Origin of the sequence: Hymenobacter defluvii (assembly GCF_017589435.1) — a bacterium.
Taxonomy (GTDB): Bacteria; Bacteroidota; Bacteroidia; order Cytophagales; family Hymenobacteraceae; genus Hymenobacter; species Hymenobacter profundi.
Window position 1 is genome coordinate 95,750 of sequence record NZ_JAGETX010000003.1, and the last position, 25,012, is coordinate 120,761.

The following is a 25,012-nucleotide window of genomic DNA, read 5'->3' on the forward strand; positions in this document are numbered from 1 at the left end:
GGCAACGACCACCCCGATAAGGAATAACAATCTGGTAACGATTCAGTAACCACTCCTATCCTACCCTGTCGAGTATCTTCGTAAAAACTACGGGCATGAACTTTCCACACGAAGAGAGTAGGCTGCTCGCGGCCGTAGCCACCGGTGACCGACGGGCCTTTACGCAGCTCTACAGCACGTATCTGCATGGGTTGCAGCGCTATATTTTTCTCTTCACGCGCTCCGAGGAAACGGCGCAGGAGTTGGCGCAGCAAGTATTTATTGCCATCTGGGAGCGGCGGGCGCAGCTGCCGGCCATTGCCAGCTTTCGGCAGTATCTGTACCGCGCCGCCAAGAATTTGGTGTACGACGAGGTGCGACAGCAGCAGCGGCAGCTCAACGCCTACGCCGAGGTGCACGCGGCCGCTACCCCCTGCGGGCAGCCCGCCGATCAGGCACTCATCAACCAGCAATACCACGAGCAGGCTCAGGCCCTGATCCGGCAATTGCCCACCAAGCGCCGGCAGATTTTCCTGTTGCGTACCCAGGAAGAACTGTCGCTGGACGAAATTGCGCAGCGGCTGGATATCTCTAAGTCGGTGGTGAAGAAGCAGCTGTACGCCGCCATCGACTACGTGAAGAAAAACCTACTGCTGCACAGCGATGCCGTGGTGCAGCTGGCTATCTGCGGGCTACTGCCGAGCGTTTTTTAAGAAGCTGTTTGCGTTAGTGATTGCACGGTGTAGAGACGCGTATTCGCGTCTTGCCGTCCGCGCCGTGTAGTTCAACGATGAGACGCTATGCGTCTCTACACCGTTCCAGCGGCCTTTTAGCTAAGGCAAACAAGTCTCCTGGCAGTCGTTGTCGTTCTGGTGGGCGCTGTATACGCTTTAAACCAGCCCACACGGCATATTACCTTTTTGTGACCAGGGGGCCGCGGGCCGCAGTTGTTCGTCTTAAGGGCGAAATCAGCTGTATGGACGCGCACCACTATCACGCTTTCCTGGAAAAATACGCGGCGGGCCGGCACACGGAGGCCGAGCACCTGGCCTTTCGGCAGTGGCTACTGCATGCCACCCCGGCGCAGCTGGAAGAGGTGCTGGACTGCTACGAAGCGTTGCAGCGCCACCACCTACCCCAGCATCCGGCGCCGGCGGCCGTAGCCGCCCTGGAGGCCCGCCTGAATGCGCTGGCCCCTACCCCGGCACCTGCCGTAGCGCGCCGCCCGATGCGGTGGCTATCCGTGGCGGCTATGGTGGCCCTACTGCTGGTGGCCGGCGCGGCATACTGGCTGCAGAGCGCCCGCCCAACGCCTGCTGTGGCCTACCGGCAGCAGCACACGGCCGCCGGCCAGAGAGCCCGCCTGGTGCTGGCTGATGGCAGCGTGGTGCACCTCAACGGCAATAGCACTTTGTCCTACCCCACCACTTTCGAGGGAAACACCCGGGAGGTGCAGCTGCGCGGCGAGGCGTATTTCGAAGTGGCCAAAGACCCTGCCCATCCCTTCATTATTCACAGTGGCCGGCTGCGCACCCGTGTGGTGGGTACCAGCTTCAACGTGTATGCCTACCCCCACGCCCGGCAGCAGGAAGTGACGGTGCTGACAGGCAAAGTGGTAGTACAGGACTCAGCCAGTACACGGGCCGTGACGCTGCGCCCCGCGCAAAAGGCGGTGCTGGCCGCGTCGGCGCTGACGGTGGAGCCGGCGCCTACCCCCGCCCAAAGCATCGCCTGGCAGCAAGGCCGTCTGGTGTTCGACCAAACGACGCTGCCCGAAATCGTGGACAAGCTGGGGCAGCGCTACGGCGTCCGCATCACGCTGAACTCGGAGCAGCTGCTGCGGTGCCGGCTCACGGTGGAGTTTGGCCAGGAGCCGTTGACCGATGCGTTGGAAATTCTCTCCGCCCTTACGGGCAGCACTTATACACTTCAAGAACAGCACGTTATCCTACAGGGTACGGGCTGTTGATTTGTTTTTCTCACCTGCTTACGCGCTTCAACCTTTTCCCTACCCCTAAAAAAAGAGCCGGACGTGCGGCAAACACGCCCGGCCCCTGGCCTGCCCCGGCAGCTACTGGACATAGCCGCCGCGGAATCATCTAAAAACAAACCTTTCAAAAGTATGCTGAAAAATTTCTACTCCCGCATGGGGGCTGCTCGGTGCGTCCTGACGCGACCGGTTTGCCTGGGCCTGCTGAGTCTGTCGCTGGTGGCGTGGACCTCGCCCGAGCAGGCACAACTCAATATTCATCAGCGGGTTAGCGTGCAACTACAAGGCAAGACGCTGCGCCAGACCTTGCAGAAGCTCAGCACCGTGGCCCACGTGCCCATTGCCTACGCCAACACCCTACCCCTGGACCGCAAAGTGACGGTGCAAGCCACCAACGAGCAGCTCGACGACGTGCTGAACCGGGTGCTCCAGCCCTTGCAGCTGCGCTACCGCGTGGTGGCCGAGCGCATCTTGGTGGAGCCCCTACCCATCACCAAACCCACCAGCGCCGCCCCGGCCAGCGTGGTAGAAGGTACCGTGCTGGATGCCCAGGCGGGCGGCGGCCTGCCCGGCGTGAACGTGCTGGTGAAGGGTACCACCACCGGCACCGTGACGGACGCCCAGGGCCGCTACCAGCTGACGGTGCCCGACGGCGCGACCACGCTGGTGTACTCCTTCATTGGCTATCTGACGCAGGAAGTGGCGCTGGACAACCGCGCCACCGTCAACATCCGGCTGGCGCCCGATACCAAGTCCTTGGAGGAGGTAGTGGTGGTGGGCTACGGCACCCAGAAAAAGGTGAACCTGACCGGGGCCGTGAGCAACATCAGCGCCACTGACATTGCCGACCGCCCCATCACCAACCCTACCTCGGCCCTGCAAGGCCTGATGCCGGGCGTGACGGTGGTCAACTCCTCGGCCCTACCGGGTAGTAACGGCAACTCCATTCGTATTCGGGGGATAGGCACGCTGGGCAATGCCAACCCGCTGGTGGTGATTGACGGCGTGCCGGGCGGCGACCTGGACATTCTGAATCCCAATGACATCGAGTCGATTTCGGTGCTGAAGGATGCGGCTTCGTCGTCTATCTATGGGGTGCGCGGGGCCAACGGGGTAATTTTGGTGACCACCAAGCGCGGCAAAGAAGGCGCGGCCCCGGCCCTCACCTACACCAACTACATCGGCTTTCAGACGCCCACCGCCCTTCCCAAGACCCTGGGCTCGGTGGACTACATGACCCTGCTGAACGAGGCCCAGCGCAACGTGGGCCGGGTGCCTACCTACACCGACGCCGAAATAGAAACGGCCCGCAATGGCTCCGACCCCAACTACTTCGCCAATACCAACTGGATCAAGGAGATATATAAGAAAAGCGCCCCCCAGCAAAACCACAACGTGAGCCTGAACGGCGGGGCCAAAAACCTGACTTACTACCTGTCCTACGGCAACCTCAAAGAGGGCGGCCTCATCACCGGCGACAACTACCAGGCCCGGCGCAACAACGTGCGCGTGCGCCTGAGCACCACCCTAGCCGACCGCCTAGACCTGGACGCCAACCTGGGCTATATCAACCGCGAAGTGCAGGGCTCGTCGGAGGGTGTAGGGTCGAACTCGGGGCCGCTATATGCCACGTTGCAGATTCTGCCACTGGTGCCGGTGCGCTTCACCACCGGGGGCTGGGGCTACATTGGTGGGCAGCGCAACCCCGTGGCTGTCACCACCGACGGCGGAACCAACAACTTCCGCTCCCAGGAGCTAACGGCCAACATGCGCGGCACCCTGCGTTTGTTCGATGGTTTTCGGCTGCGTGGGCAATACGGGCTGGTGACGTACAGCTCCAAGCGCAACATTTTTTCCAAGACCATCAACTACTACAGCCCCCTCGATAACTCGCTGATCTACCAGACCAACGCCAAAAACACCATCAGCTCGGCCAACTACATGCGTACCTACCAGACCTTTATCGGGATGGCGGAGTACGAGAAGAGCTTTGCCGATCAGCACGACGTGAAGCTATTGCTGGCCGCCTCCCAGGAATCGACGGTAGGGGAAGACCTAACGGCCAGCCGCCAGTCGCTGCCTACCCAAAGCGTGGGGGCCATCAACCTGGGCACCGAAAATCAACTGAATAACGGGCAGGCCTACCAGAACGCGCTGCGCTCGGTGTTTGGCCGGGCCAACTACATTTTCAAGGACCGCTACCTGCTGGAAGGCAACTTCCGCTACGACGGCTCCTCACGCTTTTCGCCCGATGTGCGCTGGAACCTGTTCGGTTCGGGCTCTGTGGGCTGGATTTTCTCGGAGGAGGCCTTCTTCGCGGGGCTGCGGGACGTGGTGCCGCTGGCTAAAATCCGGGCGTCGTACGGCACCCAGGGCAACGACCTGGTAGGAAGCGACTATCCCTACCTGGCTACCATTGGGCCGGTGAGCACCATGCCCATCGGCAACCAGCAAACGCTGGGCTACGCCCAAACCGACATCCCTAATACGCTTCTCACCTGGGAATCGGTGCAGAAAACCGATGTAGGTATTGACCTGGGCCTGCTGCGCAACCGTTTGACAGTGAGCGGGGACTATTTCATCAATCGCACCAACGATATTCTCTTGCGCGTGGCGCTGCCCGACGTGCTGGGCGCCACCGAGCCGTCGCAGAACGCCGGCAAGGTAGAGAACAAAGGCTGGGAAGTGCAGGCCTCTTGGCGCGACCAAGTAGGCCAATTCACCTATGGTCTGTCGGGCAACCTCTCCGACGTGCGCAACAAAGTAGTGAGCCTGGGCGGCACGCCGCCTACCTTCGGCGACCGGGTGCGCTTCCTGGGCGAGCCCATCGACGCCTTCTACGGTCTGGTGGCTGACCGCATTGCGCAGACCTCCGACTTCGACCTCGACGCCGGCACCAACCGCTACACGCCCCGCTTCCCAGTACTTGCCGGCGACCCGGCCCAACCCGGCGACTTGATTTACAAGGACTTGAACGGCGACGGCGTAATTTCCCTTGACCAGGACCGGAAGGTGATTGGCAGCGCCATTCCGCGCTACACCTACGGCGTGCGGGCCAACGCCGCCTGGCACGGGATAGACGCCACCATCTTCTTTCAGGGGGTAGGCCAGGCCGATGGGTACATCTACGGGCCTGCCCGCCACGCCTACATCAGCGAGGGCAGTTTACCCCAGGAGATTCACCTGGACCGCTGGACGCCCGAGAACACCGGCGGCTCCTACCCGCGCCTCACCTACCAACAGTCGCACAACCAGCGCTTGTCTACTTACTGGCTGGAAGACGCCAGCTACCTGCGCCTGAAAAACGTGCAGGTGGGCTACACCCTACCCGCCTCCCTCACCCAGCGGGTGCGCGTCAGCCGCCTGCGCCTCTACGCCTCGGCCGACAACCTCTTCACGCGCTCGGATTTCTTTTACGGCTACGACCCCGAGTCGCCGGTGAGCCAGGGCGGCTTCTACCCCCAGGTAAAAACGGTGGTGTTCGGCCTCAACGTCACGCTTCAATAGTCTTTTCCTTCTTCTTGATATGAAACGTTTTGTAGTATACAGCCTACTGGGCCTGAGCTTATTGACCAGCGCCTGCCAGGATGATTTTCTGGACCGCGTGCCGCTGGATGAGCTGGTGGACGAAACCTACTGGGAAAACGAAGAACAGCTACGCCTAGCCACCGACGCCTGCTACGCCTACCTGAAAGCCAAGAACACGGTAGACATGGAGAATCTGGGCGATAACACCATCTGGCCTTCTGTCACGGACTACCAGCGCATTGCCAGCGGCAACTTCACCAACGACATAGGCGCCCTCAACAACGAGTGGACGGGTAGCTACGACGGTATTCGCCGCTGCAACGCCTTTCTGGCCAATTACCAGCGCGCCGAGGTGACCGACCCCGCCCGCAAGGAAGCCCTGGCCGCCGAGGTGCGCGTGATTCGGGCCTACCTCTACAGCTACCTCACGACCTTCTACGGCGACGTGCAGCTGGTGACGACCCCGCTGGAAATCGATGATCCGCTGGTGTACGGCACCCGCACGCCCCGCGCCGAGGTGGTTGACTTCATGCTGAAAGAGCTGGACGAAGCCGCGGCAGCCCTACCCGCCGCCATTCCTACTGGGGCCAACCTGGGCCGCATTAGCCGGGGCGCGGCATTGGCCCTGAAGGCCCGCGTGGCCCTGCAAAACCAGCGCTACGCCGCGGCCGAGCAGGCTGCCAAAGCCGTGATGGACCTGAATGTGTACCAGCTCTACACCGCTGGCGGCACCGCCAATGCCTACCGCAACTTGTTCACCTACGCTGGCAAGCTGGCGGCCGGCGCCAACAAGGAAACCATCCTGGCCCGCACCCACCTGGCCGATATTTCCATGCACAATCTGAGCCGCGAGATTCAGGTGCCCGACCAGAACGCCCGCTGGAACCCCACGAAATCGTTGGTGGATAGCTATTTGTGCAGTGATGGCCTACCCATCGAGAAGTCGCCGCTATATAAGGATACCACGTATGCCGACGTGTTCAAGAACCGCGACCCGCGCATGGTGCAAACCATCTTGCAGCCCGGCGCGGCCTGGGGCGGCCGCTTCGACGGCAATCCGCAGAACACCAACCCGGCCGTGTATACCACGCCCAAGTTCCGCTCCGACCGCCGCGGCTCGGTCACCATCACCGGCTACTACTTCACCAAGTACGTGGAGCTGAGCACGGTAGGGCAGGTTAGCCGCGACGCCAACGACATCCACCTGATTCGCCTGGCCGAGGTGCTGCTGATCTACGCCGAAGCCCGCCTGGAGCAAAACAAGCTCACGCAGGCCGACGTGGACCTGACCATCAACAAGCTGCGCCAGCGCGTGGGCATGCGCGCCATGGACCTCGCGGAGCTGACCACCAACGGCCTGGACGTGCGCACCGAGCTACGCCGCGAGCGGCGCGTGGAGCTGGCGCTGGAAGGCCAGCGCTACTTCGATATCCTGCGCTGGCAGCAGGGCAACCTATTGGCCGAGGACGTGAAGGGCATGAAGAAAGCCTGGGCACGCTCGGCCGCTGACGTTGCCAACCAGCCCACCGATGCCAACGGCTTCATCATCGTCAACCGCAACCGCACCTTCACAGCTTCGCGCAACTATCTGTGGCCTATGCCGCTGGTGCAGCTGGAGCGCAACCCAAACCTGGGCCAGAATCCTGGCTGGTAGTATGAAGAACCTATTTTCCTGCCTCCTGCCGCTACTGCTGGCGTGCAGCGCCACCAAATCGGCCGACCCAACACCTACCCCACTGGCCCCTGCACCCGTGGCGCCGGCCCCTACCCTGCGCGTGATGAGCTACAACGTGCACCATTGCAGCCCGCCCAGCCGCCCCGGCGTCATCGACCTACCCGCCATTGCGCGCACCATTGAGGCCCAACACCCCGATGTGGTGATGCTCCAGGAAATAGACGTGCACACCGGCCGCTCGGGCACCGGCAGCCACCAGGCCCGCGAGTTGGCCGAGCAGCTGCACATGCACGCCTACTTCGGCAGGGCCATTCCGCACGACGGCGGCGCCTATGGCGTGGCGCTGCTTTCGCGCTACCCCTTGCAGGACACCATTGTGCACCGCCTGCCTACCCAGGACGGCACCAACGGCGAGCCGCGCGTGTTGGCTGCGGCCACCATTTCCCTACCCTCGGGCCAGAAAATCCGCGTCGGCTGCACTCACTTCGACGCCCAGCGCACCGACCAGAACCGCCAGCTGCAAGCGGCGGAACTGGTGCGGTTGGCGCAGGCGGAAAAGCTGCCGTTCGTGGTAGCCGGCGACTTCAACGCAGAGGCCAGTTCGCCGGTAATGCAGCAGGTGGTTACTGCTCTCAAACCTACCTGCCAGTCGTGCGCGCCTACCATTCCAGTAGTGACGCCCACCAAGGCCATCGACTTCATCACGTTCGCCCCGCAGGCCCGCTTTCAGGTGGTGAGCCACCAGGTAGTGGCCGAAACCTACGCGTCGGACCACCGCCCGGTGGTAGCCGAGCTGCGCTATTCGAAGTAGGTATCAGCTACTGAAATACCTGCTCTTCAACCACTCACGCTGACAAAGGGCTGCCACGGTTCGGCAGCCCTTCTGTTTACGACTCGCTCCTACTATGTCTATTCGTTTCCTGTTTTGCCTGCTGACCATCTACCTGCTTTGGCCGAGCGCCGGCGCGCTGGCGCAATCCACCCCGGCTGACACCCTCCGCTTTGCCCTGATTACCGATACCCACATTGGCAAGGCCGGCAACGACAAGAGCCTGGCGCGCATTGTGGCCGACATCAACCGCAACCCGCGCATCCGCTTTGTGGTGGTGACGGGCGATGTGAGCGACTTCGGCCTCACCGATCAACTCCAACAAGCCAAAGCCTTGCTCGATCAGCTCAACAAGCCCTACTACTGCCTACCCGGCAACCACGATACCGGCTGGTCGGCCAGTGGCGGACTGGCCTTCAACCAGCTGTGGCACGATCAGAAGTTTGTGGCCGACGTGCAAGGCGTGCGCCTGGTGGGCGTGAGCACCGGCCCGTATGGCCGCATGAGCCGCGGCTACGTGCCCCAGGACCAGCTACGCTGGCTCGACAGTCTGGCCCGCGCCACGCCGCCTACCCAACCGGTGCTGTTTTTCGCGCACTACCCCCTCAACGACCAACTGAGTAATGCGCCCGCCGTGCTGGCGCAGCTCCACCGGTTCCGCACCCAGGCTATTTTCTGCGGCCACGGACATGTCAATCAAGTATTTGACTTTGGCGGCCTACCCGGCGCCATGACCCGTACGGCGCAGCAGCGCGAAGGCAACGTGGCCTATAACATGGTAACCGTCACGCCCGACTCGGTGCATCTGCGCATGGTGCAGCCGGGGCAGCCGGCGCTGGCCCCGTGGGCACGGTTTGCCGCGGGCCGGCCGCCCAGAGTAGCAACTCAAGCGGCAGCGCCCGTACTGCCTACCCCAGCCTACCCTTCGGGCAAAGCCGTGTGGCAATACCAGGACCGCGGCAACCTGGTGGCCAAGCCCGCCGTGTGGAAGAACTCGGTGTTGATCGGCAACTTATTGGGTGAATTCAAGTCGCTTTCCTTGCGCGATGCTACCCCCAACTGGACGTTTAAAAGCCGGCAATCCATCTACTCTTCACCAGCCGTAGCGGGTCAGCGCGTAGTATTCGGCTCGGCCGATAGCACGATCTACTGCTTGCACGCCCGCACCGGCCGGGTGCTGTGGCGGGTGAAAACCGGCGGGGCCGTGCTGGCTTCGCCCCTCATCGACCACAACACAGTCTATATCGGCAGTAGCGACTTGACCTTCCGTGCCCTTGATCTGGCTACCGGTAAGGTGCGCTGGACGCACACCCAGCTGGCGGGCTTTCCACCCGCCACCCCGGCGCTGGCCGATGGCAAAATCGTATTTGGCACCTGGAATAAAACGCTTTACGCTCTGAACACCACCGATGGCACCCTGGCCTGGCAGTGGCGCAACGAGCAGCGCAGCCACTACTACTCGCCGGCCATGTGCACGCCCGTTATCCAGCAAGGCGTCGTCTACACCGTGGCCCCCGACGAGCAGCTACACGGCTTCGACCTGCACACCGGCCAACCGGTAGCCGCTGATGGCCGCTGGCGCGTGCGTGAGTCGCTCGGCGGTGATGCGCAAGGCGGCCTACTCGTTGCCAAGACCATGCAGGACAGTGTGGTAGCTTGGCACACCCGCCCCGGCGCGGCACCCCAGCCGGCCTGGAGCCTGAATGCAGGCTTCGGGCAGGACTTTTCAGCTTCCATGCCGGTGGTGGGCGGCGAGTTGGTGGTATTCGGTACCACGTTTGGGCAGGTGGTTGCCGTAGACAAGACCACGCGGCAGGTGCGCTGGCGGTATGCTCTGGGCGAAGATATGGTGAACACGCCCCGCCTCGTGCTGGGCCGCGGCGTGCTCGTTAGCAGCGCCGATGGTAAGCTGGCGCTACTAGCGCTGTAAGTGCCCTTATTTCAAGTAAGTATCAGATAATCAACACTTACCTATTGAAGATATTTAAGACGTTAGTTGCGTTTGAATAATCGTTTAAAGGATGTAGAGACGCATATGTGCGTCTCGTTGTCTGCGCCTCGTGGCCGAAACCGTTCAACGACGAGACACAACTATGCGTCTCTACATCGTGCAACAACTAACGCAAACAGCTTCTCAGAGTCTCTGCTGCTGCGCCAGTGACAAACCGATACTACGCCGCCTGATAAAACCTAGGGAACCTATCCGTCCTGCTACTACATCTATCGCTTCGTCGCTACTACCCACTCGTACAGCCTAAACCATTACCTTTGATTTTTACAATCATTGGTTATGGATCCCAACTCTCTCGAAGCCTTTTATACCAAGATTGCGGAGCAGGATAATGGGGCCACAGGCGTGATGCCGCCAGCGGATTTGCAACGGGAAATCGGCCATTTCAATGTGTTCAACGTGGCCGTACTGATGCGGCGGCGTCACGAGCGGCCGCCGATGACCTTTGACCGGCGTGCCTTCTACAAAATCAGCCTGATTCAGGGCCGCAGCCGCATCGAATACGCCGATCAAGCCGTGGAGGTGGCGGGGCCGGCTCTGTGGTTTGCTACCTCGCGAGTGCCCTACCGCTGGCTTCCCCACGACCAGGACCAAACGGGGCATTTCTGCATCTTCACCGAAGAATTTCTACTTCCCGTGAAAGGTGCGCTGGCTGTGGAGGAACTGCCCGTTTTTCAACCGGGCGGTTGCCCGTTGCTACCCCTCAGCCCCGACGAACATGTTGCATTGGCTCCTATTTTCGAGAAAATGGAGTGTGAGATGGCTTCCACGTATACCTACAAGTATGACCTGCTGCGTGCTTACTTATTGGAGCTGATTCATGCGGGGCAGAAACTTCAGCCGGTTTCTATCCAAACGCCTGCGCACAACGCCTCGGCGCGAGTAGCAGCGCTGTTCACTGACCTGCTGGAGCGGCAGTTTCCGCTGGCTACCCCGCAGCAGCAGCTACCCCTGCGCACAGCCAAAGACTACGCCGACGCGCTAGCCGTGCACGTCAACCACCTCAACCGGGCACTTAAGGATACCACCGGCCACACCACGACCACCCTCATCAGCAACCGGGTAGCCCAAGAAGCCCGGATGCTGCTAAAACAAACCACCTGGACCGTCTCGGAAATTGCCGACAGCCTGGGCTTCGCCGATGTGGCGCACTTCTGCAACTTCTTCAAGCGCCAGACCGGGCTAGTGCCAGGGGCCTTTCGGGGGTAGAAGGGTAGGAAGAAAGGCGTTCTCCTTTGAATTCTTCAGTAGATGGTTTGATCCGCGCAGACGTGTTACGCTCTGCTTGCCGGACTTTTGTGGAGTCATCAGCATCACACTTCACACAACCACACATATGCGCATTTTCGTTACCGGCGCTACGGGCTTCGTAGGCTCGGCCGTTGTACAGGAACTACTCGGCGCGGGCCACCAGGTGCTCGGCCTCGCCCGCTCCGAAGAAGCCGTTCAAGCCTTAACTGCTGCCGGTGCTCAGGCACACCGCGGCTCTCTCAACGACCTCGACAGCCTGCAACGCGCCGTCGCCGAAACCGATGGGGTCATTCACTGCGCGTTTATTCATGACTTTACGCAGTACGCCGCCGCGGCCGAAGCAGACCGCCGTGCCATTGAAGCCATGGGCGCTGCCTTGGCGGGCTCAAACCGGCCCTTTATTGCTACGTCTGGCTTCGCTGGCCTCACACAGAACGGTGAGTTGCTGACCGAAGAGGATGCCCGTGACGCCAAGGTGCCCGCCATGCGCCACTCAGAAGACGCGGCGCTAGCGCTGGTGCCCCAGGGCGTGCGGGCCATGGTGGTACGCCTGGCCGCCTCGGTGCACGATGCCGGCGACCACGGCTTCGTACCTACCCTCATCAACATTGCCCGCGAAAAGGGCGAGGCGGCCTATGTGGGCGACGGCCATAATCGCTGGCCCGCTGTGCACCGCCTCGATGCGGCCCGGCTCTACCGGCTGGCGCTGGAAAAAGGCGTGGCAGGCGCCCGCTACCACGGCGTAGCCGACGAAGGTATTCCGATACGGACCATTGCCGAAGTAATCGGCCGCCACTTGAGCGTGCCCGTTGTGAGTAAGTCGTCGGAAGAAGCTGGCGCACATTTCGGCTGGATGGCGGGCTTCGCGGGCCTCGACTTGGCTGCTTCCAGCGCCCTCACGCAGCAGCGCCTGGGCTGGCAGCCTACTCACAAATCCCTTCTGGCCGACCTGGAGCAGGGCGACTATTTCAGGCACTAAAAGTGAACAACCCGTTGTAAAGAAAACGCCCCAGCGGATGCTGGGGCGTTTTCTTTACAACTATATGCTATACGGCTATGGCAACCCGTTGCCGCCGGCCGCACCGAAGATCTGGCCTGTAGAATAGCTGGCCAATGGGTCGGCGAGCTGCACGTAGATAGAGCCCAGCTCCGCCGGCTGGCCGGGGCGGCCCAGGGGCGTATCTTCGCCGAAGGTTTTCTGTTTCTCGGGCGTAGAGCCACCTTTGGCTACCTGCAAGGGCGTCCAGATGGGGCCAGGCGCTACGCCGTTCACGCGGATGCCCTTCGGCCCAAGCTGCTTGGCCAGCGAGCGGACAAAGTTGGTGGTGGCCGCCTTGGTCAGGGCGTAGTCGAACAGGTTGGCCGAGGGGTCGGTGGCCTGCACGGAGGTAGTGCCGATGATGCTGGCGCCGGGCTTGAGGTGAGGTAGAGCCGCCTTCATCAGCCAAAACGGCGCGTAGATGTTGGTCTTGATGGTCCAGTCGAACTGCTCGGTGCTGATGTCGGCAATCGACTCGTGCGACTGTTGCCGGGCCGCGTTGCTGACCAGGATATCCAGGCCGCCGAGCTGGCGCACGGCATCGTCTACCAGTTTCTTGCAAAAGGCCTCGTCGCGCAGGTCGCCGGGAATAGCTACGCCTTTCTGGCCCGCTTTCTTGATCAGGTCGATAACTTCCTTGGCGTCGGCTTCCTCGGCGGGTAGGTAGTTGATGGCCACATCGGCCCCTTCGCGAGCGTAGGCAATGGCGGCGGCGCGGCCCATGCCAGAGTCGCCGCCCGTGATGAGGGCTTTGAGGCCTTTCAGGCGGCCCGAACCTTTATAGCTGGTTTCGCCGTGGTCAGGGCGCGGCTCCATTTTGCTAGCCAAGGCTGGCCAGGGTTGCTCTTGCGCCTTGAAAGGCGGTTTGGGGTAGGCGGTAGTAGGATCTTTGAGGACAACGGGAGCAGCCTTATCAGTAGCGGTAGCGGCTTCGGCCGACAGCATCGGCGCCGCGGCAGCTACGGCCAGGCTGGCGCCTAACCCACTGATTATCTGACGACGACTCAGTTTATTTTCTTCGTTCATAGCCCTTCAAACGGGCACCAGCACCTTTGGGTTAGGCCACGACGAGTGTAACTTTCGGCCTTTTTCACCCTACTGAGTGTGTTGCTGAGCGCTTTGGCCGAACAATACGGCTTGCTCAGCATGAGAGGGGCGTACTGGTAGGCTGCGTTGGCTGATTGTTCGGTAACAGGTAGGCAGCTCTGTAGCCCTAGCTTCTACTGTGGCTTTTTTGTGGCCGTCATTCTGTATTCTTGTGGCGCTACCCTACCCTTCTATGGCTAATACCCTGCTGATTCATTGCCCGGACGCGCCGGGCCTCGTCTATAAGATTACCGGCGTGCTGTTTAAGCACGGCCTCAACATCCTGCGCAACGGCGAGTTTGTGGAGCGCCACGACAACCACTTCTTCATGCGCACAGAGTTTGCCGGGCCTTTCGAAGCCGAGGCGCTGCAACAGGAGCTGCGGGCCGTGCTGCCGCCCACGGCGGTGTTGCGCCTCTCCGATAATCGCCCCAAGCGCATAGTGCTGCTGGCTACCCGCGAGTACCACTGCCTGGGCGAGCTGCTAGTGCGTCACGCCTTTGGGGAGCTGAATGCCGAGATTCTGGCCGTGGTGAGCAACCACGAGGTATTGGGCACCCTCACGCAGCAGTTCGGCATTCCCTTCCATCACCTGCCCCACACCGACCGCACCCGCGAGGCCCACGAGGCCGAAGTGCTGGCCGTGCTGGCCGGCTACCAACCCGATTTTGTGGTGCTGGCCAAGTACATGCGGATTTTGTCGTCGGACTTTGTGGCGGCCTTCCCCAACCGTCTCATCAACATTCACCATTCGTTCCTGCCCGCTTTCGTGGGGGCCAGTCCCTATGCGCAGGCCTACGAGCGGGGTGTGAAAATCATTGGGGCCACGGCGCACTTCGTCAACGAGCAGCTCGACCAAGGGCCCATCATTGCCCAAAGCGTCATCCCCATCGACCACACCCGCAGCGCCCAGGACATGGCCCAAGCCGGCCGCGACGTGGAGAAAATCGTGCTGGCCCGCTCCCTGCAACTGGTCTTCAACGAGCATGTGTTCGTGCACCGCAACAAAACCATCATCTTCGATTAATCTGACTTATTCATCTGACTTATTCAGTAGATAATACAGGCGTCATATACCTGCGCATTCCATAACAATCACTTAACAATCGGGACAAACTAGGGCAATTTAGCCGGGGGAGCTTTGCAGCATAATTCAACCTTATGCGGCACCGCCTTACTCCTCTACTATTTTTTCTGCTGTTCAGCCTGAGCAGCCTCGCAGCCCTAGCTCAAACGGGCACTATTCGGGGCACCGTGAAAGACGCCACAACCCAGGAGCCCTTGATTGGAGCCAGCGTGGGCGTAGTAGGTACTAGCTTAGGTGCATCTACCGACCTCGATGGTGCATTTACTGTGAGCAACGTACCGGAAGGTACCTATTCACTAGCAATTAGCTCTGTCTCCTACGAAAAGAAAACTATACCTAGCCTTACTGTGACGGTAGGTAAAGTGGTGGTGGTGAACACGGCCCTGGCTAGCTCCTCTTCTACGCTAGGCGAAGTAGTGGTGACGGCACAGCGCCGCACCAACACCGAAGTAGCCGTGATTTCGGAAGTGCGCAACTCTCAATTAGTAGCGGTGGGTATCTCGGCTGAGCAAATCGTAAAGTCGCAGGACCGTGATGCGGCCCAGATTGCGCGTCGCGTGCCGGGAGTATCCATCCAGGACAACCGCTTTGTGCTGGTTCGCGGCCTCACACAGCGTTACAACGCAGTGATGCTCAATGATGTGCTTACGCCCAGCTCTGAGGTAGACACCCGCGCTTTTGCCTTCGACATGATTCCAAGCAGCGTAATTGACCGCATGCTGATTTTCAAGTCAGGCGCAGCTGAACTACCAGGCGACTTTGCCGGCGGCGTAATTAAAGTATACACCAAGCGCGCTCCTGAAGAAAACTTCACCAACCTGAGCGTGCTGGGCGGCTATCGTCCCAGCACTACTTTTCAGGACGTTATGAAGTATGAAGGCGGCAAATACGACTGGTTGGGATTTGACAGCGGCAAGCGCACCATTCCAGACAATTGGCCAAACCCGCTGAACGATAATATCAGCAGTCAATTGCGCGCCGCTTATGGCCGTCAACTGCCCAACCGTTGGGGCATAAAACAAATCAACGCGGCTCCCGATCTGCGCTTATCGTTCAACATGGGTCGCCGCTTCGAGATTGGCGACAAGCAGGTGGGTACGCTCACGAGCCTCAACTACGGCAACTACCGCTTGGCAACCAATCCAAACCTGACCTTCTACGAAAATGGTCAGGACCGCAACCAAGTGGCTTCTTATTATAATGACCAAGTATATAACAACGAGATACGCTTAGGCTTGGTCCAGAATTTCTGGTTACGCCTGAATAGCCGTAGCACGTTGGAGTTTAAAAACCTGTTTAACCAACTGGGCACCGCCGAAACGGTTGTGCGCACGGGACAGGACATCACTCAGAGCAGCAACGACGTACGGGCCTTTTCCGAACGATTTGAGAGCCGCAGCATTTATTCGGGCCAGTTGGTAGGCAACCACGAGCTGCCTAATGATAAGACCACTGTAAACTGGGTAGGCGGCTTTGCCTATACGCACCGCACCGAGCCCGACTGGCGCCGTGTGCGATACATCCGCCCCATTGATGCTACCAACGGCGACGGCACACCGGTTCCATTTAGTGTAGTGACGCCGGCTGACCCCAGCCTCACGGATGCTGGCCGCTACTTCTCTAAACTGAACGAGCGATTGGAAACCGTGGCCCTAAATGTGGTACACCAAATCACGAAAGACTCAACCAACCGCGAGGGCGGCATGAAGGTGAAAGCTGGCCTATATGCTGAACGCAAGGACCGCGACTTTTCCGCCCGTTTCTTCGGCTACAACAGCGTAGGCAATACTAGCGCCATACGCACGAAGCCGGTAGGCGAGGTGTTTGCACCCGAAAATCTAACGGGTCAGCCGGGTGGCCTTTCGCTGGAAGAGGGCACCAACCCCAATGACTCTTACACAGCCAATAACACGTTGCTGGCCGGCTACGCTAGCCTGACAGTGCCGTTGGGTAGGCTTACGGGCACAGCCGGATTCCGAGCTGAGTACAATGATCAGCAAGTAAGCAGCCGCCTTCTGGATGGGCGCGTAGCCGGTGGAGGGCGCAAAATTTTGAGCCCATTGCCTTCGCTAAACCTCACCTATAATTTGACGGATAACATGCTGGTAAGGGCCGCCTATGCCTCTACCATTAACCGTCCCGAGTTTCGCGAGTTGGCTCCCTTCCGCTTCTATGATTTCAACTTGAACGCAGATATCCAAGGTAATTACAACTTGCGCACAGCCAACGTACAAAACGTGGATTTGCGCTGGGAAATCTACCCTTCGACTGGGGAGTTACTCACCTTAGGCGCGTTCTACAAGTCCTTTACCAATCCCATTGAAAGCTACTTGCAAGTCACGGCTTCCGGAGCTAACAGCCTAAGCTATGCTTTCGTCAACACCAAATCGGCCTACAACTATGGGTTAGAAGCAGAAGTGCGCAAGTCGCTGAGTACTCTCTCCGATTCTCCTTGGCTACGATGCTTCTCACTGGTAGGCAACGCTTCCTACATCGTTAGCCGCGTTGATTTGGGTAGTTCTGTAGAAGTGCCCGATGGCAGTGGCCAAGTAAACGCACTGGACGTGCGCGACATCCAAACGCAGCGTCGTCCACTGCAAAGCCAGTCCCCCTACCTAGTTAATTTAGGTGTCTACTACGCCAACGATGACAACAGTACCCAGGTAAGCCTACTTTATAACGTAGCAGGACCCCGCATTTTCGCAGTCGGCAATATAGTCAACCCCACAGTATTTGAGGCTCCCCGCAATGTGTTGGACTTGGTAGCAACTAAGCGCTTAGCTAAGCACTGGGAACTGCGTGCCGCTTGGCAGGATATCTTCAACCAACCCGTACGGCTGTCACAGGATACAGACCGAAACAACAAGCTCTCCAATGGAGACCAGACAGTGCGCAATTTCCGTCGCGGTTCCTACACTACCCTAGGTTTAACTTTCAGTTGGTAATCAACGGCTTATAAGCTAACGCACTTTGTTTCATTTACCCAAACCCTTTTTCATGAAACGCTTTCCGAAATTGCTGCTGCTAGCGATGCTGGCTACCGCTACTTCCACTACGCTAAGCAGCTGCGAGGACAACAATGACAACGCGCCTACTACTCAGGAGCCCAGCGGGCCTACTGATAACGCCGGTCGGGTAATTCTTTTAGGCGACATCACTGCTAATCGCACCCTTCGCGCTAATGAAAAGTATCTGCTACAAGGATTCGTACGCGTAAAAGATGGCGTGACACTAACAATTGAGCCAGGCACAAAAATATTTGGCGATGCGGCTACAAAAGGAGCATTGGTAGTAGAGCGTGGCGGGATGCTGATGGCTCAAGGCACGCAAACCAATCCTATCGTCTTTACCTCAGCCAAGGCCCCTGGCAGTCGTAGCTTTGGCGACTGGGGCGGTGTGGTACTGGTTGGTCGGGCACCTATCAACCAATCGCTGAACACGGAGATGGAAGGGGGTATTGGGACAGGATTCGGAGGCACAAACGCCACCGATAACTCTGGCGTGTTGAAATATGTGCGCATTGAGTTTGCTGGGGTACCGCTGTCAACAAAAGACAACAGTGAAATCAACGGTCTGACGCTGTACGGTGTAGGCTCGGGCACGACGCTCGACTACATCCAAGTTTCCTACTCCGGCGACGACTCTTATGAGTGGTTTGGCGGCACTGTAAACGCCAAGCACTTGGTAGCACACCGTGGTTGGGATGATGACTTTGATACCGACTATGGTTACACGGGTAAGATCCAGTATGCCTTGTCCCTGCGCGACCCGCAGTACGCTGACCAATCAGGCTCCAACGGCTTTGAGTCAGATAACTTTAACCCCGGCACGCCTGCTACGGGCGACAATGCTGGCCTGCCACTCACGGCACCTGTGTTCAGCAACGTCAGCATTTTCGTAACGGCAGGCGCACCGCCTGTCGGCACGCAGTCGGGTAGTGGTGCCTATCAGTCGGCTATGCACCTACGCCGCAATACTTCTACCAGCGTGTTCAACTCTGTATTTGTTGGTCACCCTGAAGGACTGCGCCTAGATGGCACTTCTACTTGGGCTAACGTACAGGCCAATACTATGCAGATGGCTGGTGTGACCCTGGCTAACAACAACACCCCCCTGCGCGCCGCAGGCAACACGAGCAGTGGCGCCTTCACCGACGCTGACGTGCAAACTTGGTTTAACGGCACCGGTAAGAACAACGCCGTGGTAACGCAGGCCAACCTGGGTACACTCGGACTGAACGCCAACAACTTCAACCTGACGGCGCCAAACTTCCTACTCTCCAGCTCTTCTCCCCTACTGACGGGCGCCGTATTTACGGGCAAAGCTGCTGATGGCTTCTTCGATAAGGTGACGTATCGCGGCGCCTTCAACGGCTCCGACAACTGGCTACAGGGCTGGACCAACTTCGATCCGCAAAACACGGATTACTAGCCTACTGCAAGCACGGCTTTTGCCGCGCCGACGCACACGCAAGACCGGGGCTGGCTACCAGCGCCGGTCTTGCTGTTTAGGGCCACTCCCGCACCTGCTTTCTCTCCTTTCCTCTACCACTGATTATTCCGGCTACGTAGGGTCGGTACCGTATTTTGTCATCCCTATTCTCTGCCTCCGTGCTGCTGGAGCAGGTTCGGTTGGGGTTGCAGCAGGCATTGGCTACCCGTATCAGCGCGGGGCCGGCTGCCGGCGCAGCCCAGCAAACCTGGCAGTTGGGCGCTAGCGCCTGCTTTAGCGTAGTGGCCCTACCCCTGGTAGCCGACACCACCTGGACCGGCGCCCTCGACCGCCTCACACAGTCTGGCCCGCCCTTGTTGGTAGTGGCCGAGCGCATATCGCAACAGGCCCGTACGCATCTGCGGGCGCGGGGCATCTGCTACGCCGATGCGGCCGGCAATGCCTGGCTGCGGCACGCGGCGGGCCTACTCGTGGCCCTGCGCGGCTACCAGCAGGCAGCCCCAGCGCCGGCAGCAGCCCCCATGACAACAGCACCTACCACCGCGCCCCCGGCCCGGCTGAACGTGGCCGGTATGCGCCTGGTGTTTCACCTGTTGCGCACGCCGGCACTGGTGGCTTGTCCGGTGCGGGAAATTGCCAAAACCACCCGCTTTTCGCCCTCGGTGGTGGTGCGCACGCTGGCCTACTTGGAGGAGCATGCCCTGTGGTCGGCCGATCCTGCCGGGTGGGTAGCCCTGCGGCCGGCGGTGGTAGAGCACTGGGTAGGGTACTACGCCTCTACCCTGCGCAACCGTCTGAACCCGCAACGCTACCGGTGGCTGACGGCCGCCCCGCCCGACTGGCCCTACCCCCTACCCCCAGGGTGCGTCTGGAGCGGCGAGGCCGCCGCTCAACGGCTGCTGGGCATCTCCGCCGATCCACCGCCTTTGCTCACAATTTACAGCACGCTACCCCGTGCTCAACTGGCGCATCACCTACAACTGGTACCCTGCCAGCGGGGACCCGTGGAATTGCTGAATCCGTATTTTTCCCCGCTCTTGCCTGATCCGGAGCAGTGCGCCCCGCCGCTGGTGGTCTACGCCGATTTGCTGGCCAGCCCGGCGCCCCGCACTGCGGCGCTGGCACAGCAGATTCGGCAGGCGGGGCTCTGGTAGTTGTCAGTAACGGTACGTGTGGGGCCGCGGAGCGGCTACAGGTTTGTAATATTGTCTGATGTGGTCAGAACCAAGTGCCGCGTAGCAGTGCAAGAGTATCTTATACATCCTTGCACCGCTACGCGGCGCAGTCGGTTTTACGCTATACCTGCTACAAACCTATGGCCGCTCTGCGGCTCCACACGTACGTTATTGACGACTCCTAACTGACAACTACCAACTTCTTTCCATGCCTACCCCTCCTGCCCGCCCTAAGCTGCTGTTGTTCGACGTCAACGAAACCTTGCTCGATATGAGCAAGCTACAACAGGCCGTCAATCAGGAATTCAACTCTGAATTTGCGTTCAAACAGTGGTTTTCGCTGCTGCTTCAATACTCGCTGGTAGACACTGTGACGCAAGCCTACCACGATTTCAAGCAGATTGGCGATGCCGCTCTGGATATGCTGGCCCAAAGCCTGGGGCAGCCTGCTCGCCCGGCTACTCGCAAGCAGGAGCTACTCACGCTCATTGCCGAGTTGCCACCTCACCCCGATGTAGTGGAAGGTCTGACCCTGCTCCAACAAGCAGGCTTTCAGATGGTGACGCTCACCAACTCACCCGGCTCTACCCTGCGCAAGCAGATAGCGTATGCTGGCCTAACGTCCTTCTTCGAGCAGCTCTTGAGCATTGATGACGTGAAGCGCTACAAGCCTCATCCTGATACCTACCTCACTGCGTGCCAGCAGCTAGGGGTTGCCCCCGCCGATGCACTCCTGGTGGCAGCCCACGGCTGGGACACGGGCGGAGCCTTGCGGGCGGGTTTGCAGGCGGCTTTCGTTGCGCGGCTGGGTCAGGCTACGTACCCGCTGGCGCCCGCGCCCACCTACACTGGTCCTACCCTATCCGATATTGCCGGGCAACTGGTAGGGCATTAGTCGGGCCGGTTGAGCCAGCGCCGGAAGGCCAGCGTGCCTACTCCGTATGCTGCCACGTCCAGGGCATCGGCTACGGCTACTGCCGAGAAGTATGGTAATATGCCCTCAAACCACACCGACACAGCCAGCCAGGCACCCAGCAGCCACGAATCGGGGAGCACCAGCCGGCGGAACTGCGGGAACAGGTAGCGCTGTACGGCCAGCGTGAGGCTGAGCAGGATGGGCATAGCCAGCAGGTCGGCGCCATGCGACGAGAGCCAGGAAGGCAACGGGTAGTGCCACACGTGGCGGTTGAGATACAGCGCCGCGTAAAGCAACATGCTCCCTACCAGCAAAGGCCGGCGTAGGTCAGGCCACGCGCCCACCCTAGCCCGCTACAAAGGTGATAACCGCAATAAAGAAGGCCAGAATAGCCCCAAATACTACCTGCCCTACGCGACCAATGCGCTTGAAAAATCGCACTATCACGTTGTCGTCCGACTGAATTTCCAACAGGGATGGCTCCTTTGGTTCGTTGGCTTTTCGGTTTTCTTCCGCAACGCGGCGTTGCGCCCGCGGGTCCAGGAATCCGCCGCAGTGCTCGCACCGGTCGTTGGGGCGCTGGTTCCACGCCGACCATTGCTGGCAGTGGGGGCATTTCTTGGTGAAGGAAGAGGCAGTAGTATCGGTCATATACCCTATGCATACGCGTGCCGTGGACCATTGTGTTACACAACGCCCACATTGCCAATTTGCTGCACCACGGGAATACCCCGCCTTGCGGGCTGCCCTACCCCTCCCGGCTCAGCAGCTCCACGTGGGCCAAGTGGTGCCGGCCGTGCCAGCTATACTGCACCAAAGCTTGGTCGAGGGTGTAAGTGATGTCGTAGGCGGGATGGTAGAATGTGCGCTGCCATTGCTCCTCCGTGAGATGCCACAGCAGCGTAACCCAACGCGTATGCAATGCCTCCAGCAGCGCCAACGACACCGTAACGGGTGTGGCCGCCACGTCGGGCAGCTCGGCCCAGGCGTTCAGGTCGAAGGGCTTGATAGTGGGGTTGTCCTCGGTGAGAGCCAGGCGGTAGCGCAGGTAGAAGTTCAGATGCACGTCGGCTACGTGATGAATCACTTGCCGGCCCGTCCAGCCGCCGGGGCGGTAGGGTTGCTCCAGGCGCACGCCCCCTGCTTGCCGGGCGGCGGCCGTGAGCTGAGCCGGCAGCGCGGCAATCTGCTCGATATAGGCGGCGCGCTCGGCGGGCGTCAGGGGCGTTTCGGGCCGGGCGGGGGCGCGGCCGATGGGATATTGCAGGTCGGGGTGAGTGGTTTCCATAGCTACTAAACACGCCATCGGTTACAAGGTTAGCCTAAGCTGCTCGAACGATGTAGAGACGCATATTCGCGTCTCGTCGTTGAACGACATCGGCCACGCGGCGCGGACGACGAGACGCAAATATGCGTCTCTACGCTCGCTCCAACGCCCGTCGCAGGTAGGGCGCGGTCTTGCTGGCCCGTGCTTTCGCTACCTCGGCGGGCACCCCAGCAGCTACCAGCTGGCCACCCTCGTCGCCGGCACCAGGACCGATGTCGAGTACCCAGTCGCTGGCAGCGGCCACGCGCATGGTGTGCTCCACTACTACTACCGTGTTGCCGGCGGTTACCAGCGCGTGCAGTTGCACCAGCAGGCGCTCCACGTCGGCGGGGTGCAGACCGGTGGTGGGCTCATCCAGCACGTACAGAGAGTGACCGCGGGGCGGGCGTTGCAACTCGGTGGCGAGCTTGATGCGCTGGGCTTCGCCGCCCGATAACTCGGTGGCAGGCTGGCCGAGGCGCAGGTAGCCCAGCCCTACCTCGCGCAGCACCGTGAGGGCTCGCTGCACGGCGGGTTCTTCGTCAAAAAAGGCCCAGGCGTCGTCCACAGTCAGGTTCAGTACCTCCGCAATGTTCTTGTCTTTGTACTGAATTTCCAGCGTTTGGGCATTGTAGCGGGTGCCGTGGCACACGGGGCAGGGCGAGTATACGCTGGGCAAAAACAGCAGTTCTACCATCACAAAGCCCTCGCCGTGGCAGTTCTCGCAGCGACCTTTGGGCACATTGAAGGAAAAACGGCCGGCGTCGTAGCGGCGCTTGCGGGCGGCGGGCGTAGCGGCAAACAGCTTCCGCACGTGGTCGAACAGGCCGGTGTAGGTAGCCATGTTGGAGCGCGGCGTGCGGCCGATGGGCTTCTGATCGACGCGCACCAAGCGGTTGATGTGCTCCATACCTTCGGTGATGTGCCCGCCGCTCACAGGCGAAGGCTCAGTCTCCAACGTGTCGCCTTCTTCCTCGGCGGCGGGTAGGGCCTGGCCCAGTGCCGCCCCCACCAGTTCCACCAGCGCCTGGCTCACCAAGCTCGATTTGCCCGATCCCGACACGCCCGTGACGGTCGTAAATACGCCCAGCGGAAACGCCACGTCCAGCCCGCGCAGGTTGTTGCGCGTGACGCCCGCCAGCCGAAGCCAGCCCTGGGCCGGTCGCGGCGCAGGGGTAGGCGCGGCAGCCTCATCGGCAAATAGAAAGTGGCGCGTTTGGGACGCCGCCACGTCGGCCAGACCAGCAGGCGGACCGCTGTAGAGCACCTGCCCGCCCTGCTCCCCGGCAGCCGGCCCCACATCCACCAGCCAATCGGCCTGTCGGATTACATCGAGATTATGCTCTACAACGAATAACGAATTACCGGCACTTTTCAGGCTGGCCAGCGCCTCCAGCAGCGCTTCCGTATCGGCGGGGTGTAGGCCAGCAGACGGTTCATCGAGCACATACACCACCCCAAACAGATTGGAATACAGCTGCGTAGCCAACCGCAGCCGTTGCAGCTCCCCCGGCGACAGGGTAGGCGTGCTGCGCTCCAGCGACAGGTAGCCCAACCCCAGATCAAGCAGTACGCGCAGGCGCGCCACCAGATCCTGCGTGATGCGCTGGGCTACTACTGCCTGCTCGGGGTAGGCGGCGTCCTGGGCAGCGCGGCCGGGAGCGGTGCCCTCGGCGTAGGGTTGCAGCTGGGCGGCTACGCGTTGCAGAGGGAGGGCCGAGAAATCGGCAATATCGAGCCCGGCAAACGTGACGGCCAAGGCCTCTTGCCGCAGGCGCTTGCCGTGGCAGGTAGGGCACTCGGTACCGCGCATAAACTGCAAGGCACGCTTCTTCATCTGGGCGCTTTGGGTGTTAGCGAAGGAGTGAAACACGTGCCGTCGGGCGCTGGTGAAGGTGCCCATGTAGTTGGGCTCTTCCTTGCGTCGGATGGCCCGCTGCGTTTGCTCGGGCGTGTAGCCAGGATACACGGGCACCACCGGCTGCTCGTCGGTGAACAGAATCCAGTCGCGGTCTTTCTGAGGCAGCTCGCGCCAGGGCCGGTCCACGTCGTAGCCCAACGACACCAAGATATCCCGCTGATTCTGACCGCCCCAGGCCGTGGGCCAAGCCGCAATGGCCCGCTCCCGAATGGTGAGGGAGGGGTCGGGCACCATGGTTTCTTCGGTGGCTTCGTAAATGCGTCCCAGGCCGTGGCAGGTAGGGCACGCGCCCTCGGGCGTGTTGGCCGAAAAGCCCTCGGCGTACACAACGCCCTGCCCCGCCGGGTAGTCGCCGGCCCGCGAGTAGAGCATCCGCACCAGGTTGGAAAGCGTGGTGACGGAGCCTACCGAGGAACGCGTGGTAGGCGTGCCGCGCTGCTGTTGCAAGGCCACTGCCGGCGGCAGCCCGTCAATAGAATCAACGGCGGGCACGGCCATTTGGTGAAACAGCCGCCGCGCATACGGCGACACCGATTCCAGGTAGCGGCGTTGCGCCTCGGCATACAGCGTCCCAAACGCCAGCGACGACTTCCCCGACCCCGACACGCCCGTAAACACCACCAACGCATCGCGCGGAATATCCACGTCTACATGGCGCAGGTTGTGCTCCCGCGCCCCACGCACCCGCACGAAACCGGAAGAATTAGGGAGGGCAGGCTGCTTGGGGGTAGGCATGAGCGGAGGGATAGGTGATGCCCTACCCTTAC

At 60.6% G+C, this 25,012-nt stretch carries 18 protein-coding genes; 13 read left to right on the forward strand and 5 right to left on the reverse strand.

What is annotated here, in order from left to right; genetic code table 11:
- Positions 1-95 precede the first annotated feature (95 nt).
- From J4D97_RS07375 to J4D97_RS07410, 8 genes are all read left to right on the forward strand, one after another.
- A complete protein-coding gene (locus tag J4D97_RS07375; protein WP_208307018.1) occupies positions 96-692 on the forward strand; it encodes an RNA polymerase sigma factor in 597 nt (198 codons plus the stop codon).
- 263 nt (positions 693-955) lie between these two features.
- Entirely contained in the window at positions 956-1,948 is a 993-nt protein-coding gene (locus tag J4D97_RS07380) for a FecR family protein (RefSeq protein ID WP_208307019.1), read from the forward strand.
- Between the two features lie 153 nt (positions 1,949-2,101).
- Positions 2,102-5,476: a SusC/RagA family TonB-linked outer membrane protein gene (locus J4D97_RS07385; RefSeq protein ID WP_208307020.1), complete on the forward strand. Its 3,375-nt coding sequence runs from the start codon at positions 2,102-2,104 to the stop codon at positions 5,474-5,476.
- Positions 5,477-5,495: 19 nt separating this feature from the next.
- The gene (locus J4D97_RS07390) at positions 5,496-7,151 is read left to right on the forward strand and encodes a RagB/SusD family nutrient uptake outer membrane protein (RefSeq protein WP_208307021.1); all 1,656 of its coding nucleotides are present in this window, start codon (positions 5,496-5,498) and stop codon (positions 7,149-7,151) included.
- Position 7,152: 1 nt separating this feature from the next.
- The gene (locus J4D97_RS07395; protein ID WP_208307022.1) at positions 7,153-7,983 is read left to right on the forward strand and encodes an endonuclease/exonuclease/phosphatase family protein; all 831 of its coding nucleotides are present in this window, start codon (positions 7,153-7,155) and stop codon (positions 7,981-7,983) included.
- A gap of 94 nt (positions 7,984-8,077) precedes the next feature.
- On the forward strand, positions 8,078-9,931 hold the full coding sequence (locus J4D97_RS07400; protein WP_208307023.1) for a PQQ-binding-like beta-propeller repeat protein: 1,854 nt from the start codon (positions 8,078-8,080) through the stop codon (positions 9,929-9,931).
- A gap of 360 nt (positions 9,932-10,291) precedes the next feature.
- Entirely contained in the window at positions 10,292-11,221 is a 930-nt protein-coding gene (locus J4D97_RS07405) for a helix-turn-helix domain-containing protein (RefSeq protein WP_208307024.1), read from the forward strand.
- A 127-nt stretch (positions 11,222-11,348) separates the two neighbouring features.
- Positions 11,349-12,242, forward strand: a complete 894-nt coding sequence (locus tag J4D97_RS07410) for an SDR family oxidoreductase (RefSeq protein ID WP_208307025.1) — start codon at positions 11,349-11,351, stop codon at positions 12,240-12,242.
- A gap of 75 nt (positions 12,243-12,317) precedes the next feature.
- Here the strand turns inward: J4D97_RS07410 and J4D97_RS07415 are convergent, their stop codons facing one another.
- Positions 12,318-13,328 carry an SDR family oxidoreductase gene (locus J4D97_RS07415; protein ID WP_185284157.1) on the reverse strand — a complete coding sequence of 337 codons (1,011 nt, stop codon included), beginning with the start codon at positions 13,326-13,328 and terminating at the stop codon, positions 12,318-12,320.
- 253 nt (positions 13,329-13,581) lie between these two features.
- Between J4D97_RS07415 and purU the strand changes: the two genes are divergently transcribed.
- The 5 genes from purU (at position 13,582) to J4D97_RS07440 (ending at position 20,997) form a co-directional block, all read left to right on the forward strand.
- Positions 13,582-14,415: a formyltetrahydrofolate deformylase gene (purU, locus tag J4D97_RS07420; RefSeq protein WP_208307026.1), complete on the forward strand. Its 834-nt coding sequence runs from the start codon at positions 13,582-13,584 to the stop codon at positions 14,413-14,415.
- Positions 14,416-14,549: 134 nt separating this feature from the next.
- Positions 14,550-17,420, forward strand: coding sequence for a TonB-dependent receptor (locus J4D97_RS07425; RefSeq protein WP_208307027.1), 2,871 nt, complete (start codon positions 14,550-14,552; stop codon positions 17,418-17,420).
- Positions 17,421-17,472: 52 nt separating this feature from the next.
- Positions 17,473-18,906, forward strand: a complete 1,434-nt coding sequence (locus J4D97_RS07430) for a cell shape-determining protein MreB (RefSeq protein WP_208307028.1) — start codon at positions 17,473-17,475, stop codon at positions 18,904-18,906.
- A gap of 179 nt (positions 18,907-19,085) precedes the next feature.
- Entirely contained in the window at positions 19,086-20,081 is a 996-nt protein-coding gene (locus J4D97_RS07435; RefSeq protein WP_208307029.1) for a type IV toxin-antitoxin system AbiEi family antitoxin, read from the forward strand.
- 229 nt (positions 20,082-20,310) lie between these two features.
- Entirely contained in the window at positions 20,311-20,997 is a 687-nt protein-coding gene (locus J4D97_RS07440) for a haloacid dehalogenase type II (protein ID WP_208307030.1), read from the forward strand.
- On the opposite strand, the gene J4D97_RS07445 is transcribed toward J4D97_RS07440, so the two are convergent.
- From J4D97_RS07445 to uvrA, 4 genes are all read right to left on the reverse strand, one after another.
- Entirely contained in the window at positions 20,994-21,317 is a 324-nt protein-coding gene (locus J4D97_RS07445) for a hypothetical protein (protein ID WP_208307031.1), read from the reverse strand. The genes J4D97_RS07440 and J4D97_RS07445 overlap by 4 nt on opposite strands.
- 46 nt (positions 21,318-21,363) lie before the next feature.
- The gene (locus tag J4D97_RS07450) at positions 21,364-21,669 is read right to left on the reverse strand and encodes a hypothetical protein (RefSeq protein ID WP_208307032.1); all 306 of its coding nucleotides are present in this window, start codon (positions 21,667-21,669) and stop codon (positions 21,364-21,366) included.
- 97 nt (positions 21,670-21,766) lie between these two features.
- The gene (locus tag J4D97_RS07455; protein WP_208307033.1) at positions 21,767-22,306 is read right to left on the reverse strand and encodes a YfiT family bacillithiol transferase; all 540 of its coding nucleotides are present in this window, start codon (positions 22,304-22,306) and stop codon (positions 21,767-21,769) included.
- 130 nt (positions 22,307-22,436) lie between these two features.
- Positions 22,437-24,980, reverse strand: a complete 2,544-nt coding sequence (uvrA, locus tag J4D97_RS07460) for an excinuclease ABC subunit UvrA (protein ID WP_208307034.1) — start codon at positions 24,978-24,980, stop codon at positions 22,437-22,439.
- Between the last annotated feature and the right edge of the window lie 32 nt (positions 24,981-25,012).